This window comes from Vreelandella xerophytica (assembly GCF_968048975.1).
Map to the genome: position 1 here is coordinate 73,131 of NZ_OZ309106.1, position 20,714 is coordinate 93,844.

Here is a 20,714-nt window from a genome sequence, read left to right on the forward strand (position 1 = left end):
GGCGTCTATAATCTGTTAATTTATACAGTTTTGTAGGGTGCCGCGTCATGGCGAATTTTCGCACGCACATTACAGTAGCCGCGGCGGGCGGTACGCTCATGGCGTACGTGGGCTATCACAGCCAGTGGTGGTCGCCTTCCCAAGCCCTTCTGGTCATCGCCCTGGTGGCCTTCGGGGGTATTCTTCCGGATATCGACGCCGACCGCTCTCGCTCTATCCGTTTGATATTCAACCTGCTTTCCGTGCCATCCCTGGTGCTTGGGGTGTTACTGCTTCAGCCGTGGCTGACGCCCGGGGCGCTCTTGATCGCTTGCGGTGGCATTTACTTTGGCGTGCGCTATCTGGCGGGGCTTGTGTTTTCCAGGCTGACGGTGCACCGGGGTATCTGGCATTCGCTGCTGGCCGCGGCGCTGTGTTCGCTGGCCACCGCCGCCGTCAGTTTTCATCTGCTGGTTCAACCGCCCTGGCTCGCCTGGTCTTTTGGTGCGTCGGTGCTGCTGGGCTTTCTTATCCATCTGGGGCTGGATGAGCTATTCAGCGTCGACCTGGAGGGCGCGCGGCTGAAGCGTTCGTTCGGCACCGCGCTCAAGCTCGGCGACAGCCGACGTCCGGTCTCCAACCTGTTGATGCTGATTGCGCTTCTGACATTGATGCCCTGGGTGCCCCCCTGGAACGTTCTGGGCGAGCTTTTGCATCAAGGGTCGTTGCTTTGGCGGTAGTCGTCGGCGCTGAGTCCGTGCTTTTTAAGCTTGTCGTAGAAGGTCTTGCGCGGAATGCCCAGATGGCGGCAGATGTCGGTCACCCGGCCGTGGTGGCGGGCCAGTGACTGGCTGATCAGGCTTTTTTCGAACAGTTCCACCTGGCGGGGCAGCGTAGGCTCCTCCAGGTTGGCGGTTTCACCGGCCAGCAACACATCCAGGCGGTAGTCGAAGGCCGCCCCCAGAAGCACGTAGCGCTCGGCCAGGTTTCTCAACTCGCGCACGTTCCCCGGCCAGTCGTGAGCCAGCAGCGTCGCGACAGCGTGGTTATCGAGCGTGGGGGCTTCCAGTCCGCTTCGGTTGGCCGCCACCACGGCAAAGTGCTGGAACAAAAGCGGAATATCTTCACGACGTTCGCGAAGGGCAGGTAACGGCAGGGTGACCACATTGAGCCGGTAGTAGAGATCCTCGCGAAAGCGTCCCTCTTCGGCGGCGGCCTTGAGATCCACCTTGGTCGCGGCAATAACGCGAATATCCAGCGTCACCGTCTCGTTGGCGCCCAGGCGTTCGACGCTTCGCTCTTGAAGCACGCGTAAAAGCTTTACCTGCAGCGCCGGGGGCATGGATTCGATCTCGTCTAGAAACACCGTGCCGCCATTGGCGTGTTCGAACTTGCCAATGCGTCGCTCCACCGCGCCGGTGAAGGCGCCCTTTTCGTGGCCGAACAATTCGGATTCGATGGTATGCTCGGGCACCGCTCCGCAGTTGATCGCCATGAAGGGGTTGCTTCGCCGGCTGCTCCGCTCGTGAATGGCGCGGGCGACCAGATCCTTGCCGGTGCCGGTTTCCCCGAACAGCAATACATCGGCTTCGACCTGGCTGATGCGCTGAATCATCGCAGCCAGGTGGGAAATCACCGGCGTGCGACCCACCAGGCGCGGACCCAGCGCGGCTTGCTGAGCCTCGAGTTCCGCTTTGAGGTGGGTGTTTTCAAGACTGAGCTGGCGCTTTTCAATGCCGCGACGCACCACATCAAGCAGCTGCTCGCCGGCAAAGGGTTTTTCCAGAAAGTCCCAGGCCCCGGCCCGCATGGCTTCCACAGCGGTGGAGATATCGCCGTGGCCGGTAATCAGAATGATCGGCAGTGTCGGGTCGCGCCGTTTGATCTCGTGCAAAAGTGCCATGCCATCCATACCGGGCATGCGGATGTCGCTGACGATCACGCCGGGAAAATGACCGGGAAGGTTGGCCAGGGCCTGCTCGGCGGATTCGAAGCAATGCGGCGTGTAGCCGGCAAGCTCCAGTGTCTGGCTTGCCGTGATACGCAAGTGCGGCTCATCGTCGATGATCATCACCGGCAGCGTCGATGGTTCATGCATGGCGGCTCTCCAGCGATTGTGCGCTTTGCGGTACGGGTGGGCAGGCAGGGGCCAGCGTAATGGTGAAACGTGCCCCCCCCTCGGCGATATTGGCAACGTTCAGAGTGCCACCCAGATCGTCCATGATTCTTGAGGAGATCGATAGCCCAAGCCCCAACCCCTTGCCCGGTGCCTTGGTGGTGAAAAAAGGCTCGAAGATATGCATCAGATGATCCTCTCCAATGCCGGGGCCGTTATCCTCGACATCGATATGCACCGCCTCGCCTTCTCTTTTCGCGCTTAGCGTCAGCGTCGGGTGGGGGGTCTCTTTCATGGCCTGTAACGCATTGCCGATCAAGTTCACCAATACCTGTTCCAGGCGAACCATATCGCCCGTGACCCAGAGGGTGTCCTCCGGCATACGCTTTATCACATTGACATGGTCATCGCGCAAACGGCTCTGAAAAAGGCGCAGCGCGTAGTGAATGCAGGCCTGTACGGCGATACTTTCGTGGCGCTCGCTGCTTTTGCGGGAAAACTGGCGCAGCTGGGCGCTGATATCGGCCATGCGCTGGGTCAGCTCGACGATCTGCCCCAGGTTGGCGTCGGCCTGCTCGGTGCGGGCCAGTTCGATAAAGCGTCGGGCGTTTTCGGCGTAGGCGCGAATCGCCGCCAGCGGCTGGTTGAGCTCGTGATTGATGCCCGCAGCCAGTTGGCCCAGCACGGCGAGCTTGGCCGCCTGAATCAGCTCTTCCTGGGTCTGGCGCAGGTTCGCTTCGGCGCGGCGGCGTTCATCAATTTCATCCGACAGCCGCTGGTTGCTGGTCACCAGGTCGTGGGTGCGTCGCGCAACGCTCATTTCAAGCTCATCGCGCACCCGAGCCAGCGTCTGTCGTTCGCGCTCGGCAAAAATCTCCCGTTCTCGGCGCAGCCGCCTGCGCTGCCACCCAATACCCACACCCAAGGCGATAATGCCGTAGCATCCGCCGGCCATCAGGGCGGCCACCCATTGAGCGCTGATGACCGGCGTCAGGGGTTTCAGGATATGTAGCTGCCAGCCGAATTCCACCACCGAGCGGGTCAGGCTCAAATAGCGCCCGCCGCTCAAGGGGCCATGCTCAAAGCTCACCAGACGGCTATGGGGGCTGTAATCGGTTTCAACCGTAATGCCCGAGTAGGCCAAAGGCTCCATGGCGTAACGCCGGGTGAGCCGCAACGCCTCGCGCTGACTCGTGTTTAGCGGATGCAGTGCGTTCATGCGAAGCTCGGGGCGGCTGGCCATGAAGATGATGTTGTCGCCGTCGGTAACGAAAAGCTCCGCATCCTGCTCGGCCCAGCTCTGTTCGACTTCATCCAGCAGTACCTTGACCACCATCACCCCGTCGGGGGTGGCATCCGGGGCGGTGTCGTCCAGCCACACCGGAGCGGAAAAAAAGTAGCCTCGCTCCAGCGACTGGGTGCCGAGTCCGTAAAAGCGCCCCTGCTGGCCGGCAATCGCCTGAGTGTAGTAGCTACGAAACGCATAGTTGTGGCCGATGAATGTCGTGGGGCGGTGCCAGTTGCTGGCGGCGATCGTCGTCCCTTCCCGGTCCAGCAGATAGACATCCGACACCCCCGAGGTAAAGCGGAAGCGGTCCAGCAGCAGGTTGAGCGGCATGGGGTCCTGGTTGTCGGGAGAGGCGAGAAACCGTCGCACCGCTTCACGGGTGGCCAGCATCGGCGGCAGGTAATCAAAGCGCAGTAGATAGCCGTTCAGGTTGGCCGCCGATAGCCGCAGCTCGTTCTCGGCATCGTCTTGCAGCTCACCAAGCGCCCGCTCCCGGGCAAGCTCGGCGGCTTGCCACATGCAAAGGCCAAGCCCGAGGGCAAGTGCCAGAAGCCATGTCAGGCGCCAGTAGCGCGGTCTTGGCTGATTCATGCTGAAAGGCTGCTGCCCTGGGCTCGGCGCAGGGCGCGCTGGGCACGGGTTTCAGCGCGAGCCATCGCAAGCAGGCCCTCTTCGACAAACACCAGATGCTCGTGGGCACGGCTTCGCGCCTCTTCGGCCCGACCTTCCAGAATGGCGTCCAGCAGTGCCCGATGCTGGGTCATCAAGCTGGCCCGGGCGTCTGGCTTGGCAAAAAGGTGGGCCAGGTTATCGACGATGCTCTGCTCCAGAAGGTGGAAGATGCCTCGGATATTGTGCAGCAACAGCACGTTATGGGCTGCCTCGGCGATGGCTAGGTGAAACGCGGCATCCAGCTTGGCCTCGCGGGCGGGGTCGGCGCCGATGAACCCCGCGGCCAGCTCCTCGAAGCGCTGGATCAGCACCGCCTTGTCTGCCGGAGTAGAGCGAAGCGCGGCGTAGTAGGCAGAAATGCCCTCCAACGCATCGCGAAACTCCAGAAGGTCCAGATGAAATTCGTTGTGTCGAGAGAGCATTTCAAGCACGGGATCGGCGTAGCCGTTATTGAGCGTCTCCTTGATATAGGTACCCCCGCCTTGCCGACTAATCAGCACGCCGCGAGCAGCGAGCTTCTGGATGGCTTCGCGAAGCGAAGGCCGCGAAACGCCGAAACGTTCGGCAAGTTCACGTTCGGGCGGCAGGCGCTGGCCGGGCTTCAAGCTGCCCTCGAGAATCATGGCCTCAAGGCGCTCGATAATCACATCGGCTAAACGCGGTTGGCGAAGCGGTGGATAGGTCATGCAGAGTCTGTCTCTAAAATTGGTATGACCAATGTTATGAGGTTTGCAATCTGCGCTCAACCGCTAGGCACCAGGCCCGCAAGAAGGTGTCGAATATCACAGAATCCGTTTCGCACACTAATTCTAAAAAGCCCTTGCCAAGGCGGCGGAGAATCCGTAAAGTACGCATCCGCTGCCGGGGACGCAAGGTGTTGCCAGCGGTGAACGAGAGTGAAAACTCTCGGTTTGTCAGGAAGTTAGCGAAGTCTTGATCGCTTTCTTCACTCGCCAAGATCGGCGGTTGACAACCACCAGGAAATGCGTAGAATACGCCTTCCTCGCTGAGGCAAGCGGCTCCGGTCATCGAGCCAGCGTCTGAGTCCAGCGAAACCGCTCTTTAACAATTTGATCAGGTAATTCATGTGGGCGTTTGCCGATGAGGGTGACAAGTCACCAACTATCAAGGCAGACGAACACAGCGATACTCTTCGGAGTATCACAGTATAATTCGTTTGAACCTTGAGCCAAGTTTGATTCGCTTTTGCTGCTTTCGGCTAGTCCTTAAGTAAGCAAGTAAGGATCACAATGATTTTAAACTGAAGAGTTTGATCATGGCTCAGATTGAACGCTGGCGGCAGGCTTAACACATGCAAGTCGAGCGGTAACAGGGGAAGCTTGCTTCCCGCTGACGAGCGGCGGACGGGTGAGTAATGCATAGGAATCTACCCGGTAGTGGGGGATAACCTGGGGAAACCCAGGCTAATACCGCATACGTCCTACGGGAGAAAGGGGGCCTTGGCTCCCGCTATCGGATGAGCCTATGTCGGATTAGCTGGTTGGTGAGGTAACGGCTCACCAAGGCAACGATCCGTAGCTGGTCTGAGAGGATGATCAGCCACATCGGGACTGAGACACGGCCCGAACTCCTACGGGAGGCAGCAGTGGGGAATATTGGACAATGGGCGCAAGCCTGATCCAGCCATGCCGCGTGTGTGAAGAAGGCTTTCGGGTTGTAAAGCACTTTCAGCGAGGAAGAACGCCTGGCGGTTAATACCCGCCAGGAAAGACATCACTCGCAGAAGAAGCACCGGCTAACTCCGTGCCAGCAGCCGCGGTAATACGGAGGGTGCAAGCGTTAATCGGAATTACTGGGCGTAAAGCGCGCGTAGGTGGCTTGACAAGCCGGTTGTGAAAGCCCCGGGCTCAACCTGGGAACGGCATCCGGAACTGTCAGGCTAGAGTGCAGGAGAGGAAGGTGGAATTCCCGGTGTAGCGGTGAAATGCGTAGAGATCGGGAGGAATACCAGTGGCGAAGGCGGCCTTCTGGACTGACACTGACACTGAGGTGCGAAAGCGTGGGTAGCAAACAGGATTAGATACCCTGGTAGTCCACGCCGTAAACGATGTCGACCAGCCGTTGGGTGCCTTGTGCACTTTGTGGCGAAGTTAACGCGATAAGTCGACCGCCTGGGGAGTACGGCCGCAAGGTTAAAACTCAAATGAATTGACGGGGGCCCGCACAAGCGGTGGAGCATGTGGTTTAATTCGATGCAACGCGAAGAACCTTACCTACCCTTGACATCCTGCGAACCCGGAAGAGATTCCGGGGTGCCTTCGGGAACGCAGAGACAGGTGCTGCATGGCTGTCGTCAGCTCGTGTTGTGAAATGTTGGGTTAAGTCCCGTAACGAGCGCAACCCTTGTCCTTATTTGCCAGCACGTAATGGTGGGAACTCTAAGGAGACTGCCGGTGACAAACCGGAGGAAGGTGGGGACGACGTCAAGTCATCATGGCCCTTACGGGTAGGGCTACACACGTGCTACAATGGCCGGTACAAAGGGCTGCAAACTCGCGAGAGTAAGCGAATCCCGAAAAGCCGGTCTCAGTCCGGATCGGAGTCTGCAACTCGACTCCGTGAAGTCGGAATCGCTAGTAATCGTAGATCAGAATGCTACGGTGAATACGTTCCCGGGCCTTGTACACACCGCCCGTCACACCATGGGAGTGGACTGCACCAGAAGTGGTTAGCCTAACGCAAGAGGGCGATCACCACGGTGTGGTTCATGACTGGGGTGAAGTCGTAACAAGGTAGCCGTAGGGGAACCTGCGGCTGGATCACCTCCTTAAACGATGCGTCACTCTCCCGGCAAGCGCTCACAATGAATTACCTGATCAAGTGATAGAGCAAACGGTTGATGCACGATCCCCTCTTGGGCCTGTAGCTCAGTTGGTTAGAGCGCACCCCCTGCCCTTAATAAAAAGGAGGGTGAGGTCGGCTAGCCAAGCACGCTTTTGAGGCGATAGTAAACCGGGTCTGTAGCTCAGTTGGTTAGAGCGCACCCCTGATAAGGGTGAGGTCGGCAGTTCGAGTCTGCCCAGACCCACCAAATTTTATCCATCGCTGCGTTATTTCATGACTCGCATGGAAAGCCATGCTTCGCCATGAAATGCCTTGCGCTGAATAAAATTACCCGGTGGGATGGTTTGTGAAAACGATGGGGCCATAGCTCAGCTGGGAGAGCGCCTGCCTTGCACGCAGGAGGTCAGCGGTTCGATCCCGCTTGGCTCCACCATTATCTCCACTACCGTTTGTTTGTTTCGTGACCATTGATAAGTCGCTGCTTTCAAGCCGTCTTATCACTGTTCATTGAACAGTCGCTCTTTAACAATGTATATCATGCTGACAATATCGAATGACGATAAGAAGACAGTTCGCTGTTTTTATCGTCGCATCTCGATATGCAATTGTTTTGTGATACGTTTTTGCGTATCCGGCAATCGTTGTCATTGCGAGATCCAGACTCCTTCGGGTTATAGGGTCAAGCAATGAAGCGCACACGGTGGATGCCTAGGCAGCCAGAGGCGATGAAAGACGTGGTAGCCTGCGATAAGGTTCGGTGAGGTGGCAAACAACCTGTGACCCGGACATCTCTGAATGGGGAAACCCACTGACCACAAGGTCAGTATCCTGTCCTGAATCTATAGGGCCAGGAAGCGAACCGGGGGAACTGAAACATCTAAGTACCCCGAGGAAAAGAAATCAACCGAGATTCCCCCAGTAGCGGCGAGCGAACGGGGACCAGCCCTTAAGCGTGTGACTGATTAGACGAACGGATTGGGAAGTCCGGCCAGAGCGGGTGATAGCCCCGTAGTCGAAAATCTGATCACGTGAAATCGAGTAGGTCGGGGCACGAGAAACCTTGACTGAAGACGGGGGGACCATCCTCCAAGGCTAAATACTCCTGGCTGACCGATAGTGAACCAGTACCGTGAGGGAAAGGCGAAAAGAACCCCGGCGAGGGGAGTGAAATAGATCCTGAAACCGTGTGCGTACAAGCAGTAGGAGCCCACTTGTTGGGTGACTGCGTACCTTTTGTATAATGGGTCAGCGACTTATATTCAGTGGCGAGCTTAACCGATTAGGGGAGGCGTAGCGAAAGCGAGTCTTAACTGGGCGACCAGTCGCTGGATATAGACCCGAAACCGGGCGATCTATCCATGAGCAGGGTGAAGGTTGAGTAACATCAACTGGAGGCCCGAACCAGGATCTGTTGAAAAAGATTTGGATGACTTGTGGATCGGAGTGAAAGGCTAATCAAGCCCGGAGATAGCTGGTTCTCCTCGAAAGCTATTTAGGTAGCGCCTCACGTATCACCACCGGGGGTAGAGCACTGTTTCGGCTAGGGGGTCATCCCGACTTACCAACCCGAGGCAAACTCCGAATACCGGTGAGTGCCAGCGTGGGAGACACACGGCGGGTGCTAACGTCCGTCGTGAAAAGGGAAACAACCCAGACCGTCAGCTAAGGTCCCCAAATCCTGGTTAAGTGGGAAACGATGTGGGAAGGCTCAGACAGCTAGGAGGTTGGCTTAGAAGCAGCCATCCTTTAAAGAAAGCGTAATAGCTCACTAGTCGAGTCGGCCTGCGCGGAAGATGTAACGGGGCTAAACCAGGTACCGAAGCTACGGGTTCATCCTTAGGGATGAGCGGTAGAGGAGCGTCGTGTAAGCCAATGAAGGTGAGTTGAGAAGCTTGCTGGAGGTATCACGAGTGCGAATGCTGACATGAGTAACGATAAAGGGAGTGAAAAACTCCCTCGCCGGAAGACCAAGGTTTTCTGTTCGATGCTAATCAGAGCAGAGTGAGTCGGCCCCTAAGGCGAGGCGGAAACGCGTAGTCGATGGGAAACGGGCTAATATTCCCGTACCGGACATGATTGCGATGGGGGGACGGAGAAGGCTAGGTGAGCCAGGCGTTGGTTGTCCTGGTGAAAGTCGGTAGGCTGAGATCCTAGGTAAATCCGGGATCTTTCAAGGCCGAGAGACGAGACGAACTGACCACGGTCAGGAAGTCACTGATGCCACGCTTCCAGGAAAAGCCTCTAAGCTTCAGATCATGTGCGACCGTACCCCAAACCGACACAGGTGGTCAGGGTGAGAATCCCAAGGCGCTTGAGAGAACTCGGGTGAAGGAACTAGGCAAAATGGTGCCGTAACTTCGGGAGAAGGCACGCCGGCGTAGGGTGATGGAACTCGCTTCCTAAGCCCGAACCGGTCGAAGATACCAGGTGGCTGCAACTGTTTAGTAAAAACACAGCACTCTGCTAACGCGCAAGCGGACGTATAGGGTGTGACGCCTGCCCGGTGCCGGAAGGTTAAATGATGGTGTTAGCCGCAAGGCGAAGCTCTTGATTGAAGCCCCGGTAAACGGCGGCCGTAACTATAACGGTCCTAAGGTAGCGAAATTCCTTGTCGGGTAAGTTCCGACCTGCACGAATGGCGTAATGATGGCCACGCTGTCTCCACCCGAGACTCAGTGAAATTGAAATCGCCGTGAAGATGCGGTGTACCCGCGGCTAGACGGAAAGACCCCGTGAACCTTTACTATAGCTTCACACTGGATACTGATGTTGCCTGTGTAGGATAGCTGGGAGGCTTGGAAACCCGGACGCCAGTTCGGGTGGAGCCAACCTTGAAATACCAGCCTGGCATCATCGGTGTTCTCACTCAGGTCCGTTATCCGGATCGAGGACAGTGTGTGGTGGGTAGTTTGACTGGGGCGGTCTCCTCCCAAAGAGTAACGGAGGAGCACGAAGGTACCCTCAGCACGGTCGGACATCGTGCAATGAGTGCAAGAGCATAAGGGTGCTTGACTGCGAGACAGACACGTCGAGCAGGTGCGAAAGCAGGTTCTAGTGATCCGGTGGTTCTGTATGGAAGGGCCATCGCTCAACGGATAAAAGGTACTCCGGGGATAACAGGCTGATACCGCCCAAGAGTTCACATCGACGGCGGTGTTTGGCACCTCGATGTCGGCTCATCACATCCTGGGGCTGAAGTCGGTCCCAAGGGTATGGCTGTTCGCCATTTAAAGTGGTACGCGAGCTGGGTTTAGAACGTCGTGAGACAGTTCGGTCCCTATCTGCCGTGGGCGTTGGATGTTTGAGAAGGGCTGCTCCTAGTACGAGAGGACCGGAGTGGACGCACCTCTGGTGTTCCGGTTGTCACGCCAGTGGCATTGCCGGGTAGCTATGTGCGGACGGGATAACCGCTGAAAGCATCTAAGCGGGAAGCCCCCTTCAAGATGAGACATCCCCGAGGCCTTGAGCCTCCTGAAGGGCCCAGCGAGACCAGCTGGTTGATAGGCACGGTGTGGACGCACTGCAAGGTGTTGAGCTAACGTGTACTAATGGCCCGTGAGGCTTGACCCTATAACACCCAAGGGGTCTGGTCCTGCAGTGACAACGACGCTCGATAGAGCACCGGATACGCAAGAAAGAACGATCACAAGACCGTCAGCCGATATACATTGAAAGTTACGCCTGACGACCATAGCCTGCGTGAACCACCCGATCCCTTGCCGAACTCGGAAGTGAAACCGCAACGCGCCGATGGTAGTGTGGGGTCTCCCCATGCGAGAGTAGGTCATCGTCAGGCACCTCTTCGAAAAAGCCCCGAGCACCCTGTGTTCGGGGCTTTTTTTATGCGCGCAACATCGAAAGGGAGGGTGCGTGAGGCGTCAGAGGTAGAAGGTTTAAAAATAAATAACTACTCACTCTTCTTACCCCTCACCATTCAATCGGTTCACCCGCCCAGTCCCAGAAGCTGCCGGTATCTTCAGGGGTGCGCTGATCGATAACCTGCAACAGGCGTTCGGCCACGAACATCGGCGTGAAAAGCTTTTGCTCCGGTACACGTGCTTGAAAAGGTTTGGAGAGCGAGGTATCGGTGGTGCCAGGATGCAAGCAGAGCACAATGGCTTGTTTGTTGAGCCGGGCGAGCTCAATGGACGCGGTCTTCATCAGCATGTTGTGCGCGGCCTTGCTGGCCCGGTAGCTGTACCAGCCGCCCAAACCGTTATCACTGATCGAGCCCACCCGAGCGGAGAGACTTGCGATAATACTTGGATGATTACCTTTCAACGATGCATCCAGAACGGCCAGTAGCCGCATCGATGTGGCGGCATTGACGTGCATCACATGAGCGAAGGCATCAGCGTCGAACTGTTCGAGACGCTTTTCGGGGCGTACGTCGCGCTGGTCGTCGTGCAATGTGCCGACGGTATTGAAAAGCAAGTGGAGGGGGCGGCCATCCAGTGTGACGGCCAAGGCATCGAGGCCTTGTGCAGTCGTGATGTCGGCGACAAGCGGCGTGACGCGCTCATCCTGTATATCGGTTTCTCTGCGACTGACGGCGATGATCGAGCCAGTCTGGCTGGACGCCAATAACATCTGGATAACGGCATGGCCGATACCACCGTTTGCACCGGTGACGATTGCGGTAAAGTTGTCGGGCAGGTAGTTCAGCATCCAACGCTCCTTGTTCAGACAACAAGCTTAGAACAAAAGCGTTCTCGTTGAAGCGTTTTGTCGGAAGGCGGGTGTAGCGATTTGAACAGAGTGTCAGGCAGACGTGTTGAGACGGCTGGATTGAGCTCGATTACGTCCGTTGGGCTGATAAAGGGTTTTTTCAGCGATTTGCTGAATGTAGTTGAGCATGTCCTGATTGTGCTTCATGCGTACCGAAAGCATCTGGCCGGTCAGCGCGTTCATGCGCGCGGCGCGCTCGCTTTTATCCAGCAGCTTTTCCCAGCTGGCCTGACAGCCCGCGTCCAAAGCGGCCTTGAAAGCGCCACTGCCATTATCGTCATAACCCAGACGCAGCTGAGTCGTACGGCGCAGAGTCTCCATCCGCTCAAGCGCGCTCAACAGCATCTGCTTGTTCTCGGCAATGGAGGCCAGCGCTTCGCCGTCGATCGTGCCTTGCGTCAATTGTGTCTGCTCCTGGCCGAGCAGCTCCAGAAGTTCGTCAAGGCGCTGATGTTGGTCTGTAAGCAAACGAGAAAGGCTCATGAAACGGTTACTCTTTTAATTGAGCAATCAGGCTGTCCGCAATACGGTCGGCGCGTATCTCAAGGCGCCCTTCACGAATGGCATCGCGAACTTCTTCCACGCGAGCCATATCGATATCCTGCGAATCATCCATATGCATCTGGCTAAGCCGGGTGGATTCACGGGTGGTACTGCCTTCAGGCGATGACTGGGCACCACCGACTTTTTGCGTTTCCTCACGCTGTTGCGTCTGGCTTGCGCGTAGCAGCGGATTTAGATTATCAATTTTCACGTTGTGGGCCTCATCGTCAACGTTAAAGCGTTCTAAACGCTATAGCTCTGTGCCGTTATAAAGAGTATCGGCACCGATAGCGCGGACTTTAGGAGTTGACTTAAAAATCTACCATCAACACACCCTGACCAGTGACGCGGGCGGTAACCAGTTCGCGAGTATCAAAACGCACGCGAACGCGCGAACCTTCAGCACCGCTTTCCAGCGCTTCGCCTTCGCGCGACACGCGAAACCCGGCTCCATGAGCTATGACCGTTACACGCTGACCGCGTTCCACCCAGTCAGGCGCCTGGAGCGAATGAGCCTGGAAGGCGTCGCCGCTGCGAATGGGACGCTGCGCTATCTTGCCAATGATAGCATCTTCATTGGTCAAGGCGTTGTTTGCAAGATCGCCCAGATTGCCCTGGCGCTGGGTGATCATTGAAGCGGTGATGAGCGAGCCCCTTTCAATATTCTGCGCGGCAACGACGTAACTCCCCAGGATATCCACCCGGGCTTGAATATAGCGCACCTGTCGGCGCGCTTCGCCACAACGCACACCTATCGATACACGCCCTATCGGCGCTTGATTGGCATTGGGAAAAAAGGGTTCCGGCGCGATACAGGCGGGTAGATGAGGAGAAGGTGGCGAGATATCGATCACCACTTCCTGGCCCAGGGCCTGGGCATGTTGATAGAGAAAACTCTGTACCGCTTCGATCAGCGCCTGATCGTCGGCCTTGACCGGTAATGCGGCGACGAGGCCTAGGGTGATGACGGCCAGTAGCCGCAGGACATGTGCCGGGTAGCGTAGTGCCTGATACGGCAAATAAGGCATGGAAATCGTCACTCGATCAAGGAGGGTGCTGGGGCAGTAAGCAGAAGTTTAGTGCAAAAGCCGCCTGGGTATCATGCGAAATGCTGGGTTAAAAGGCATTTGTTCCATGCTTTAGGATGAGGGTCTCTTGCCTATCATGCACCCTCAGAAATTTCCGAATTATCTTTGCCTCTCAGTCAGCGAGGGACGGCATGCTTGACCACCTAGAATCTGCACTAAATTTTCACCAGCGCGCCCTGGGCCTTCGCCAGGCCCGCCACGAAGTGCTGGCGGCCAATATCGCCAATGCCGATACGCCGAACTTCAAGGCCCGGGATATCGATTTTGCCAGCGAGCTGAAAAAGGCGGTCAGCGCCGGCCAGTCCTCGCAGCAAAACGGCGGAGTGTCACTGGCGTTGACCGCCGAGCGCCACATCCCGGCTCAGGGCCGGGCCTGGCAAGGCACCAATACAGATCTTCTTTACCGGGTGCCCGACCAGCCAAGTCTTGATGGCAATACGGTGGACATGGACCGGGAGCGTACGCAGTTTGCCGACAATGCCGTTCGCTATCAGGCGGCACTGACGATCATGAACAGCCGCATTCAAGGGCTCAAAAACGCGATGCAGCCGGAATAATCAGGCTTTTGGAGAAAAATAAGCTATGTCGATGTTTTCAGCGTTTGATATTGCAGGTTCAGCGTTGAGCGCCCAGGCGCAGCGCATGAACGTCACCGCCAGCAACATGGCCAACGCCGATAGTATCGCCGGCCCGGATGGCGAAACCTATCGGGCCAAGCAGGTGATGTTTGAAACCCAGGCACAGAATAATCGCTATGGCGTGGGGGGTGTACGCGTCACCGACGTCGTGGAGGATGACTCACCGCTGCGCCTGGAGTACATGCCGGGTCATCCGGCCGCCGATGAGCAGGGCTATGTGGCCAAACCCAACGTCGAACCGGTTCATGAAATGGTCAACATGATTTCCGCGTCCCGCTCCTATCAGGCCAACGTGGAAGTCTTCAACACCACCAAGCAAATGATGGTTCAAACGCTCTCGCTAGGTGAGGGATAAGCATGAATATCGATACCAGTGTGATGAACAACATCAACGGCGGCGCAAGCGGGCCCAACCTGTCACCGCGCCAGTCCCAGGAAATGCGCGACAGCTTCATGACGCTGCTGATTACGCAGTTGCAGAACCAGGACCCGCTCAATCCGATGGACAACTCGGAGATGACCTCGCAACTGGCCCAGATCAATACCGTCAGCGGTATCGAGCAGCTCAATGCCACCTTGAACGGCATCACCCAGCAGATGGATGCTGGCCGTGCGCTGCAAGCGGCGGGGCTGATCGACAAGGCCGTGCTGGTGCCGGGCAATAATGTGATGGTAAGCGTCAACGAGGAAGGGGGCAGCTACGCCACGCCGTTTGGTATCGAACTCGAACGACCCGCCGATCAGGTAGTGGCGACGGTGACCAGCAGGTCCGGTGAGATCGTCTACACCCGAGAGCTGGGCGCTGTCAAAGCCGGTGTCGAGTCCTTCAGCTGGGGCGGATTGACCGACGAAGGGGCCGCCGTACCGGCCGGTGCCTATAGCGTCAACTTCAAGGCGATGAATGCAGAAGGAGAGCTACTGGAGTCGCGCGCGCTGAACTATGCGCTGGTGCAGGGGGTTTCACCCGGTACGGGTGGCGATGATGTTCGTCTGGATCTGGGCGCCGTTTACGGCCAGGTGGCGCTCAATCAAGTTAAACAAATTCTTTGAGTATCCACTTAACACTCTTTCTATCAGGGGAACATCATGAGCTTTTCTCAAGCACTTAGTGGTTTGAATGCCCAGCGCGAAAAACTGGGTGCCATCGGCAACAACATCGCCAACTCACAGACGGTAGGTTTCAAGAGCACCAGCGTGCAGTTTGCCGACGTATACGCCCAGTCGCGTATCGGTCTGGGTGTTCGCACCGCGGCCGTACTGCAGGATTTCAGCCAGGGTAACGTCGAGTCTTCCTCGCGCAACATGGATCTTGCCATTTCAGGTGAAGGGTTTTTCCGGTTTCAGCAGCCCAACGGGAATGTCGGCTACTCGCGTAATGGTCAGCTCACCATGACGCCGACCGGGGATCTGGTCAACGCCCAGGGCGCGCGCATCATGGGGTACCCGGCCGATGCCAACGGCAATGTGCAGGCGGGGGGCAATGTTCAGCCCATGCAGGTACCGCCAGGTGATCTGCAGGCCAGTGCAACGACCGGACTTGCTATGTCCTTGAACCTGGATTCCGGTCAGCCCGTTATCGGGGCGGCGTTCGATGCAGCCAATGCCAATACCTACAACTATTCCACCAACGCGACCGTGTTCGATTCCCAAGGCAATGCGCGCAACCTGTCACTCTATTTCACCAAGACAGGTGATAACCAGTGGGCCGTCAATGGACGGCTGTCGGGTGGACCTGCTGGTGGCGGGACGTACGATAGAGCGCTGGGGAACCTTGCCTTCAATCAAAACGGCACCCTCAATGCTGCTGCCACGAATATCAACAACGCTGCTTTCAACGACACGGAATTTGGCGCTGGAAATCCGTTGGAAGCGCTGAATATTGCCGTCGATTTTGAAGGCTCGACGCAGTTTGCCAATGCTTCCACGGTCAATAACACCGTGCAGGATGGTTACACCTCCGGTTCCCTCGTAGGTATCAGCATCGAAAACGACGGCACCATCATGCGAAACTATTCCAACGAGCAGTCGCGCGCGGCCGGGCAGATAACGCTGGTCAGTTTCCGTAACCCCGAAGGCCTGAGGCCTGAAGGCGATAACCTGTGGACAGCGACCGGCTCCTCCGGTCAGGAATTGATCAACGTTCCGGGAACCGGGCTGGTCGGTCTGATCCAGGCGGGCGCTACCGAAACCTCCAACGTGGATCTCGCCCAGGAGCTGGTCAACATGATCATCGCCCAGCGCTCCTACCAGGCGAACTCACAGACCATCAGCACTCAGGACGAGCTCCTGCAGACCATTATCAACCTCTGATAACGGGGCCCACTGGAAGGAATAGCGCGTGGATAGAATGCTGTATACCGCCATGAGCGGTGCCAAGAACGCCATGGATCAGCAGTCGGTGGTGAGCCAGAACCTCTCCAACGTCTCGACGGCGGGGTTTCGCGCCCAGCTGCAGGTAGCCCGCGCGGTACCCGTACAGGGTGCCGGCCCGCTTGATACCCGCGTCTCGGCGGTAACCACCACGCCGGGCACCGACTTCTCCCAGGGGCCTATCGAGCGCACCGGACGTGGCCTGGATGTCGCCATGCAGGATGGTGCCTGGCTTGCGGTACTGGCCGAGGATGGCACCGAAGCCTACACCCGTCGAGGCGACCTGCAGCTCGACAGCGACGGCGTCCTGCTCAACGTAGGCCGCCCGGTCATGGGTGACGGGGGGCCGATTGCGCTTCCCCAGGGGGCGCAGATCTCTATCGGCGCCGACGGCACCATCAGCGCGATTCCTCAGGGGGAGGGGCCGGCGGCCCTGGTGGACGTAGGCCGCATCAAGCTTGTCACGCCGGACGAGCCGACGCTGACCCGGGGCGAGGATGGCCTTTTCCGGGCGCCGTTGAATGAAGAGGGTGCGCCGGGCGTACTGGCCGCCAACGAAAACGCGCGTCTGGTAAGCGGCGCACTGGAAGGCAGCAACGTCAGCGCCGTGGACGCCATGGTATCGATGATCGACGTGGCTAGGCGCTATGACATGCAGATGCGAGTGCTGAGCAATGCCGACGAGAACGCCCAGCGCGCCAACAGCATCTTGTCACTTCAAGGCTGATCCCAGCCCCTGGTTTAAAGGAAGCACACCATGATTAAATCGTTGTGGACGGCCAAGACCGGACTTGAGTCGCAGCAGACCAAGCTGGACGTCATTTCCAACAACCTGGCCAACGTGAGCACCAATGGCTTCAAACGTTCGCGTCCGGTGTTTGAAGATCTGCTTTATCAGAACATGCGCCAGCCCGGCGCTCAGAGCAATATTCAGGATCGCCTGCCATCGGGCATGCAGGTGGGTACCGGCGTGCGTGCCGTGGCCACCGAGCGTCTGCACACCCAGGGTGGACTGGAGCGGACCGACAACTCGCGCGATCTGGCGATCAGCGGCGAAGGCTTTTTCCAGGTACTGTTGCCCGACGGCACGATCGGCTACACCCGGGACGGCGGTTTCCAGCTCAACGAAAACGGCCAGATGGTCACCGCCAACGGTTACCCCTTGGAGCCTGCGGTGTTCGTGCCACCCAATGCCCTCTCGGTCGCCATTGGTGAAGACGGTACGGTCAGTGTTCGCCAGCCAGGTATTGCCCAGGATGCCGACATCGGCCAGATCACCGTGGCTTCCTTTATCAATCCGGCAGGCCTGGAGAGCATAGGCGGCAATCTGTATCTCGAAACCGGCGCCTCCGGTGCACCCAACCAGGATATTCCCGGCAACAACGGGGCGGGGCGGTTGTTCCAGGGGTATGTGGAAACCTCCAACGTCAACGTGGTGGAGGAGATGGTCAACATGATTCAGACCCAGCGCGCCTACGAGATCAACAGTCGTGCGGTTTCCACCAGCGATGAAATGCTGGCACGGTTAAGCCAGCTCTGAGCGTGGGTAACCGGGGCTTACGAACAGGTCGTACGATGCTTGAAAAAAATGCTCTCTTTTGTCGGTTGGCGCAGCTGGCGGTGCTGCTCTTTATCCTGCTGGCTGCCGGGTGTGCCCAGATCCCTCGCGCCTCGGTGGTCGGTGAACAGGAGCAGATCAACATCATCGACCGCCCGCCAGCGGTGGCCAATGGTTCCATTTATCAATCGCGACGCGGCTATCACCCGCTTTTCGAGGACCGCAGGCCTCGGGCCATCGGCGATATTCTGACTATCGTGCTCAACGAGCAGGTGAGCGCCAGCCAGACTTCGCAATCAAGCGCCAACCGCAGCGGCTCGGCCTCGCTGGATATCGCCCAGATTCCTGAAATCATCGATTTTCTGGAGAATTATGGTTTCGATGTGGCCGGCGACAACATTTTCTCCGGCAGCGGCAGCACCCAGGCAAACAACACCATGACCGGCACGATCACCGTCTCGGTACTGGAAGTGCTCAACAACGGCTACCTGCGAGTGCGCGGCGAAAAGCAGATCGCGATCAATCAGGGAACCGAGTTCATCCGCTTCTCGGGGGTGGTCAACCCCCAGACGGTCACGGCGGCCAACACTGTGCCCTCCAATCAGGTGGCCGATGCACGCATCGAGTACGTGGGTGATGGCTACATCAACGAGGCGCAGCACATGGGTTGGCTGCAGCGTTTCTTCCTCAACGTATCGCCGTTCTAGGCGCCCTGGTCCAAGAGGCTGGCAATGGCTATGCAGTTAACCGCTAAGCGGATATTGAAAAAGTGGTGTGGAGGCCGGGGGACGCTACAGGCGATCACGCTGCTGGTGCTTTGCTTGATGGCCACCAGCGCGGCGGCCGAGCGAGTCCGTGAGCTGGCCAGTTTTGCCGGCGTTCGCGACAACCAGCTGGTGGGCTACGGACTGGTGGTGGGGCTTGATAACACCGGTGACCAGACCACCCAGGCGCCGTTTACCAGTCAGAGCTTGACCAACATGCTCTCTCAGCTTGGGGTGAGCGTGCCGCCAGGTACCAATCTGCAGCTGCGCAACGTGGCCGCCGTAATGGTGACCGCCGATCTGCCGCCGTTTTCCCGCCCGGGCCAGCGCCTGGATATCGTGGTGTCCTCCATTGCCAACGCCCGAAGCCTCAGAGGCGGTACGCTTTTGATGACTCCGCTGAAAGGTGCCGACGGCGATACCTACGCCATCGCTCAGGGCAATATGCTGGTCGGGGGCGCCGGCGCGCAGGCGGGTGGCAGCAGCGTCCAGATCAATCAGCAGGCTTCCGGGCGTATCCCCAATGGTGCGCTGGTCGAGCGCGAAGTGTCGCTCAACCTGGGCGGCAACGGCGGACTTCTGGAGTTACAGCTCAACGACGCCGATTTTGGCACCGTGCAGCGCATGGTGACGGCAATCAACAGCGAATTCGGTCAGTCGGTAGCTTATGCACGCAACGGACGCGTGATCGCACTCGACGGGCCGATGGATGCCAACCTGCGGGTCAACTTCATGGCGCGGGTGGAAAACGTGCAGGTCACGCCCATGGACGCCCCCGCTCGGGTAGTGCTGAATTCGCGTACCGGCTCGGTCGTGATGAACAGCGCCGTCACGCTTCGTCAGGCGGCGGTCGCTCACGGCAACCTCTCCATTACCATCGACAGTCAGTTCGGCGTCAGCCAACCTGCACCGTTTGGCCAGGGCGAGACCGTGGTCGTGCCCAACGCCGATATCGATATTGCCCAGCAGGAGGCGTATCTGCAGATTGTCGAAGGCGCCCAGCTCAACGATGTGGTGAATGCCCTGAATGCGTTGGGGGCTACACCGCAGGATCTCATGTCGATTCTGGAGGCGCTCAAGGCCTCGGGGTCGCTTCGCGCCGAGCTTGAGGTGATCTGATGAGCGTCAACAACATGACCAGCCAGCTTGCCTTTGACATGAGCGGTTTCCAGCGCATGCAGCACAATGCCCGGGTCGACCCGGAGGCCGGTGTCTACGGCGCCGCCCAGCAGTTCGAAGCACTGTTCGTGCAGATGATGATGAAGAGCATGCGCGACGCGACTCCCACCGGCGGGCTGATGAACAGCAGTACCACCGACACCTACCAGCAGATGCTGGACCAGCAGTGGTCCCAGGTCATTGCGGACAAGGGCATGGGGCTGGCCGATGTGCTGGTCGAGCAGCTCAAGCGCCAAGGAGCGATTAAAAACGACGTTCAGGGCGATGAAGAGCTTCAGACACTGATTGCAGGTATTCCCCGCGGTACGCCACGTGTGCTGGATGACCCGCTGCAGCCTCCCGGCCCTGTCGGTTCGAGCAGCGCCCGTTTTCTGGATGAGCTCGAGGCGATCCGCCAGGGCAGAACCGTCCCTGAGGTGACCGCCAATGAGCCGGCGGCGACCATGAGCGCCCCTGTCATCAATCCCAATGCACCGGATCACGTGAAGCGCTTCATGGCCACGCTTTCCGGGCCGGCCCAGGCGGCCAGCCGGGCAAGCGGCGTGCCTGCCGAGCTGATCCTGGCCCAGGCGGCGCTGGAAACAGGCTGGGGGCGTCATGAAATCGCCACCCATCAGGGGCGAAACAGTCATAACCTGTTCGGTATCAAGGCGGGCAGCCACTGGCAGGGTCAGACCACCGATATCGTGACCCACGAATACCTCAATGGGCAGCGTACCCGCATGGTGGATACATTCAGGGTGTATGACTCCTTCGAGCATGCCTTTACCGACTACGCCAACCTGATCGGCAAGAACCCGCGCTACGCAGGCGTTGTCGAAGCGTCAAGTGCCGAGCAGGCCGCGCGCGAGCTTCAGCGCGGCGGCTACGCGACCGACCCGCGCTACGCCGCCAAGCTCGTTGCCATCATGAACACCATGGGCCCGCTCCCCACCGGGCAGGAATTTTTGGCCAACGCGCGTTAAAGTCATTCAAGTTGCGTTCAG

The 20,714-nt window shown here is 58.2% G+C and carries 17 protein-coding genes, 2 tRNA genes and 3 rRNA genes; 15 read left to right on the forward strand and 7 right to left on the reverse strand.

Translation table 11 applies throughout. The annotated features are described in order from the left end of the window. The first annotated feature begins 47 nt into the window (after nucleotides 1–47). Nucleotides 48–719, forward strand: a complete 672-nt coding sequence (locus ACWF8S_RS00325; RefSeq protein WP_447554849.1) for a metal-dependent hydrolase — start codon at nucleotides 48–50, stop codon at nucleotides 717–719. On the opposite strand, the gene ACWF8S_RS00330 is transcribed toward ACWF8S_RS00325, so the two are convergent. The 3 genes from ACWF8S_RS00330 to ACWF8S_RS00340 are packed head-to-tail and all read right to left on the reverse strand — an operon-like array spanning nucleotide 695 to nucleotide 4,741. Then, a complete protein-coding gene (locus tag ACWF8S_RS00330) occupies nucleotides 695–2,077 on the reverse strand; it encodes a sigma-54-dependent transcriptional regulator (RefSeq protein ID WP_447554850.1) in 1,383 nt (460 codons plus the stop codon). The genes ACWF8S_RS00325 and ACWF8S_RS00330 overlap by 25 nt on opposite strands. Beyond that, a complete protein-coding gene (locus ACWF8S_RS00335; RefSeq protein WP_447554851.1) occupies nucleotides 2,070–3,974 on the reverse strand; it encodes a sensor histidine kinase in 1,905 nt (634 codons plus the stop codon). The genes ACWF8S_RS00330 and ACWF8S_RS00335 overlap by 8 nt, the downstream gene beginning before the upstream one ends. Further along, a complete protein-coding gene (locus ACWF8S_RS00340; RefSeq protein ID WP_447554852.1) occupies nucleotides 3,971–4,741 on the reverse strand; it encodes a GntR family transcriptional regulator in 771 nt (256 codons plus the stop codon). The genes ACWF8S_RS00335 and ACWF8S_RS00340 overlap by 4 nt, the downstream gene beginning before the upstream one ends. Before the next feature lie 572 nt (nucleotides 4,742–5,313). Here ACWF8S_RS00340 and ACWF8S_RS00345 point away from each other — a divergent pair. The 5 genes from ACWF8S_RS00345 (at nucleotide 5,314) to rrf (ending at nucleotide 10,656) form a co-directional block, all read left to right on the forward strand. After that, nucleotides 5,314–6,846 (forward strand): 16S ribosomal RNA (locus ACWF8S_RS00345). Between the two features lie 184 nt (nucleotides 6,847–7,030). Then, a tRNA-Ile gene (locus ACWF8S_RS00350) sits at nucleotides 7,031–7,107 on the forward strand. Nucleotides 7,108–7,217: 110 nt separating this feature from the next. Then, nucleotides 7,218–7,293: transfer RNA gene (locus ACWF8S_RS00355), tRNA-Ala, on the forward strand. 244 nt (nucleotides 7,294–7,537) lie between these two features. Further along, nucleotides 7,538–10,430: ribosomal RNA gene (locus ACWF8S_RS00360) — 23S ribosomal RNA — on the forward strand. Between the two features lie 110 nt (nucleotides 10,431–10,540). Then, a 5S ribosomal RNA gene (rrf, locus tag ACWF8S_RS00365) occupies nucleotides 10,541–10,656 on the forward strand. Together the 16S, 23S and 5S rRNA genes with 2 tRNA genes alongside form the textbook arrangement of a ribosomal RNA operon. A gap of 131 nt (nucleotides 10,657–10,787) precedes the next feature. Here the strand turns inward: rrf and ACWF8S_RS00370 are convergent. The 4 genes from ACWF8S_RS00370 to flgA all read right to left on the reverse strand — a co-directional run bounded on the left by ACWF8S_RS00370 (nucleotide 10,788) and on the right by flgA (nucleotide 13,159). Continuing rightward, nucleotides 10,788–11,528 (reverse strand): SDR family NAD(P)-dependent oxidoreductase, encoded by a 741-nt coding sequence (locus ACWF8S_RS00370; protein ID WP_447554853.1) that lies wholly within the window; start codon nucleotides 11,526–11,528, stop codon nucleotides 10,788–10,790. A gap of 93 nt (nucleotides 11,529–11,621) precedes the next feature. Then, the gene (locus ACWF8S_RS00375; protein WP_447554854.1) at nucleotides 11,622–12,071 is read right to left on the reverse strand and encodes a flagella synthesis protein FlgN; all 450 of its coding nucleotides are present in this window, start codon (nucleotides 12,069–12,071) and stop codon (nucleotides 11,622–11,624) included. 7 nt (nucleotides 12,072–12,078) lie between these two features. Continuing rightward, complete coding sequence (gene flgM, locus ACWF8S_RS00380; RefSeq protein WP_447554855.1) at nucleotides 12,079–12,342, reverse strand: flagellar biosynthesis anti-sigma factor FlgM; 264 nt, start codon at nucleotides 12,340–12,342, stop codon at nucleotides 12,079–12,081. 100 nt (nucleotides 12,343–12,442) lie between these two features. Beyond that, a complete protein-coding gene (flgA, locus tag ACWF8S_RS00385; RefSeq protein ID WP_447554856.1) occupies nucleotides 12,443–13,159 on the reverse strand; it encodes a flagellar basal body P-ring formation chaperone FlgA in 717 nt (238 codons plus the stop codon). Nucleotides 13,160–13,350: 191 nt separating this feature from the next. On the opposite strand from flgA, the gene flgB reads away from it, so the two are divergent. The 9 genes from flgB (at nucleotide 13,351) to flgJ (ending at nucleotide 20,693) form a co-directional block, all read left to right on the forward strand. Beyond that, entirely contained in the window at nucleotides 13,351–13,776 is a 426-nt protein-coding gene (gene flgB, locus ACWF8S_RS00390; RefSeq protein ID WP_447554857.1) for a flagellar basal body rod protein FlgB, read from the forward strand. Between the two features lie 25 nt (nucleotides 13,777–13,801). After that, the gene (gene flgC / locus ACWF8S_RS00395; RefSeq protein ID WP_447554858.1) at nucleotides 13,802–14,212 is read left to right on the forward strand and encodes a flagellar basal body rod protein FlgC; all 411 of its coding nucleotides are present in this window, start codon (nucleotides 13,802–13,804) and stop codon (nucleotides 14,210–14,212) included. 2 nt (nucleotides 14,213–14,214) lie between these two features. Then, nucleotides 14,215–14,907, forward strand: coding sequence for a flagellar hook assembly protein FlgD (locus ACWF8S_RS00400; protein WP_447554859.1), 693 nt, complete (start codon nucleotides 14,215–14,217; stop codon nucleotides 14,905–14,907). 36 nt (nucleotides 14,908–14,943) lie between these two features. Continuing rightward, a complete protein-coding gene (gene flgE / locus ACWF8S_RS00405; protein WP_447554860.1) occupies nucleotides 14,944–16,167 on the forward strand; it encodes a flagellar hook protein FlgE in 1,224 nt (407 codons plus the stop codon). Nucleotides 16,168–16,195: 28 nt separating this feature from the next. Beyond that, nucleotides 16,196–16,954 (forward strand): flagellar basal body rod protein FlgF, encoded by a 759-nt coding sequence (locus ACWF8S_RS00410; protein WP_447554861.1) that lies wholly within the window; start codon nucleotides 16,196–16,198, stop codon nucleotides 16,952–16,954. Nucleotides 16,955–16,984: 30 nt separating this feature from the next. Beyond that, on the forward strand, nucleotides 16,985–17,767 hold the full coding sequence (flgG, locus tag ACWF8S_RS00415) for a flagellar basal-body rod protein FlgG (RefSeq protein WP_447554862.1): 783 nt from the start codon (nucleotides 16,985–16,987) through the stop codon (nucleotides 17,765–17,767). A 35-nt stretch (nucleotides 17,768–17,802) separates the two neighbouring features. Next, nucleotides 17,803–18,492, forward strand: coding sequence for a flagellar basal body L-ring protein FlgH (locus ACWF8S_RS00420; protein WP_447554863.1), 690 nt, complete (start codon nucleotides 17,803–17,805; stop codon nucleotides 18,490–18,492). Between the two features lie 117 nt (nucleotides 18,493–18,609). Then, the gene (locus ACWF8S_RS00425; RefSeq protein ID WP_447556533.1) at nucleotides 18,610–19,668 is read left to right on the forward strand and encodes a flagellar basal body P-ring protein FlgI; all 1,059 of its coding nucleotides are present in this window, start codon (nucleotides 18,610–18,612) and stop codon (nucleotides 19,666–19,668) included. Beyond that, the gene (flgJ, locus tag ACWF8S_RS00430; protein ID WP_447554864.1) at nucleotides 19,668–20,693 is read left to right on the forward strand and encodes a flagellar assembly peptidoglycan hydrolase FlgJ; all 1,026 of its coding nucleotides are present in this window, start codon (nucleotides 19,668–19,670) and stop codon (nucleotides 20,691–20,693) included. Before ACWF8S_RS00425 ends, flgJ begins: the two co-directional genes overlap by 1 nt. The last annotated feature ends 21 nt before the right edge of the window (nucleotides 20,694–20,714 follow it).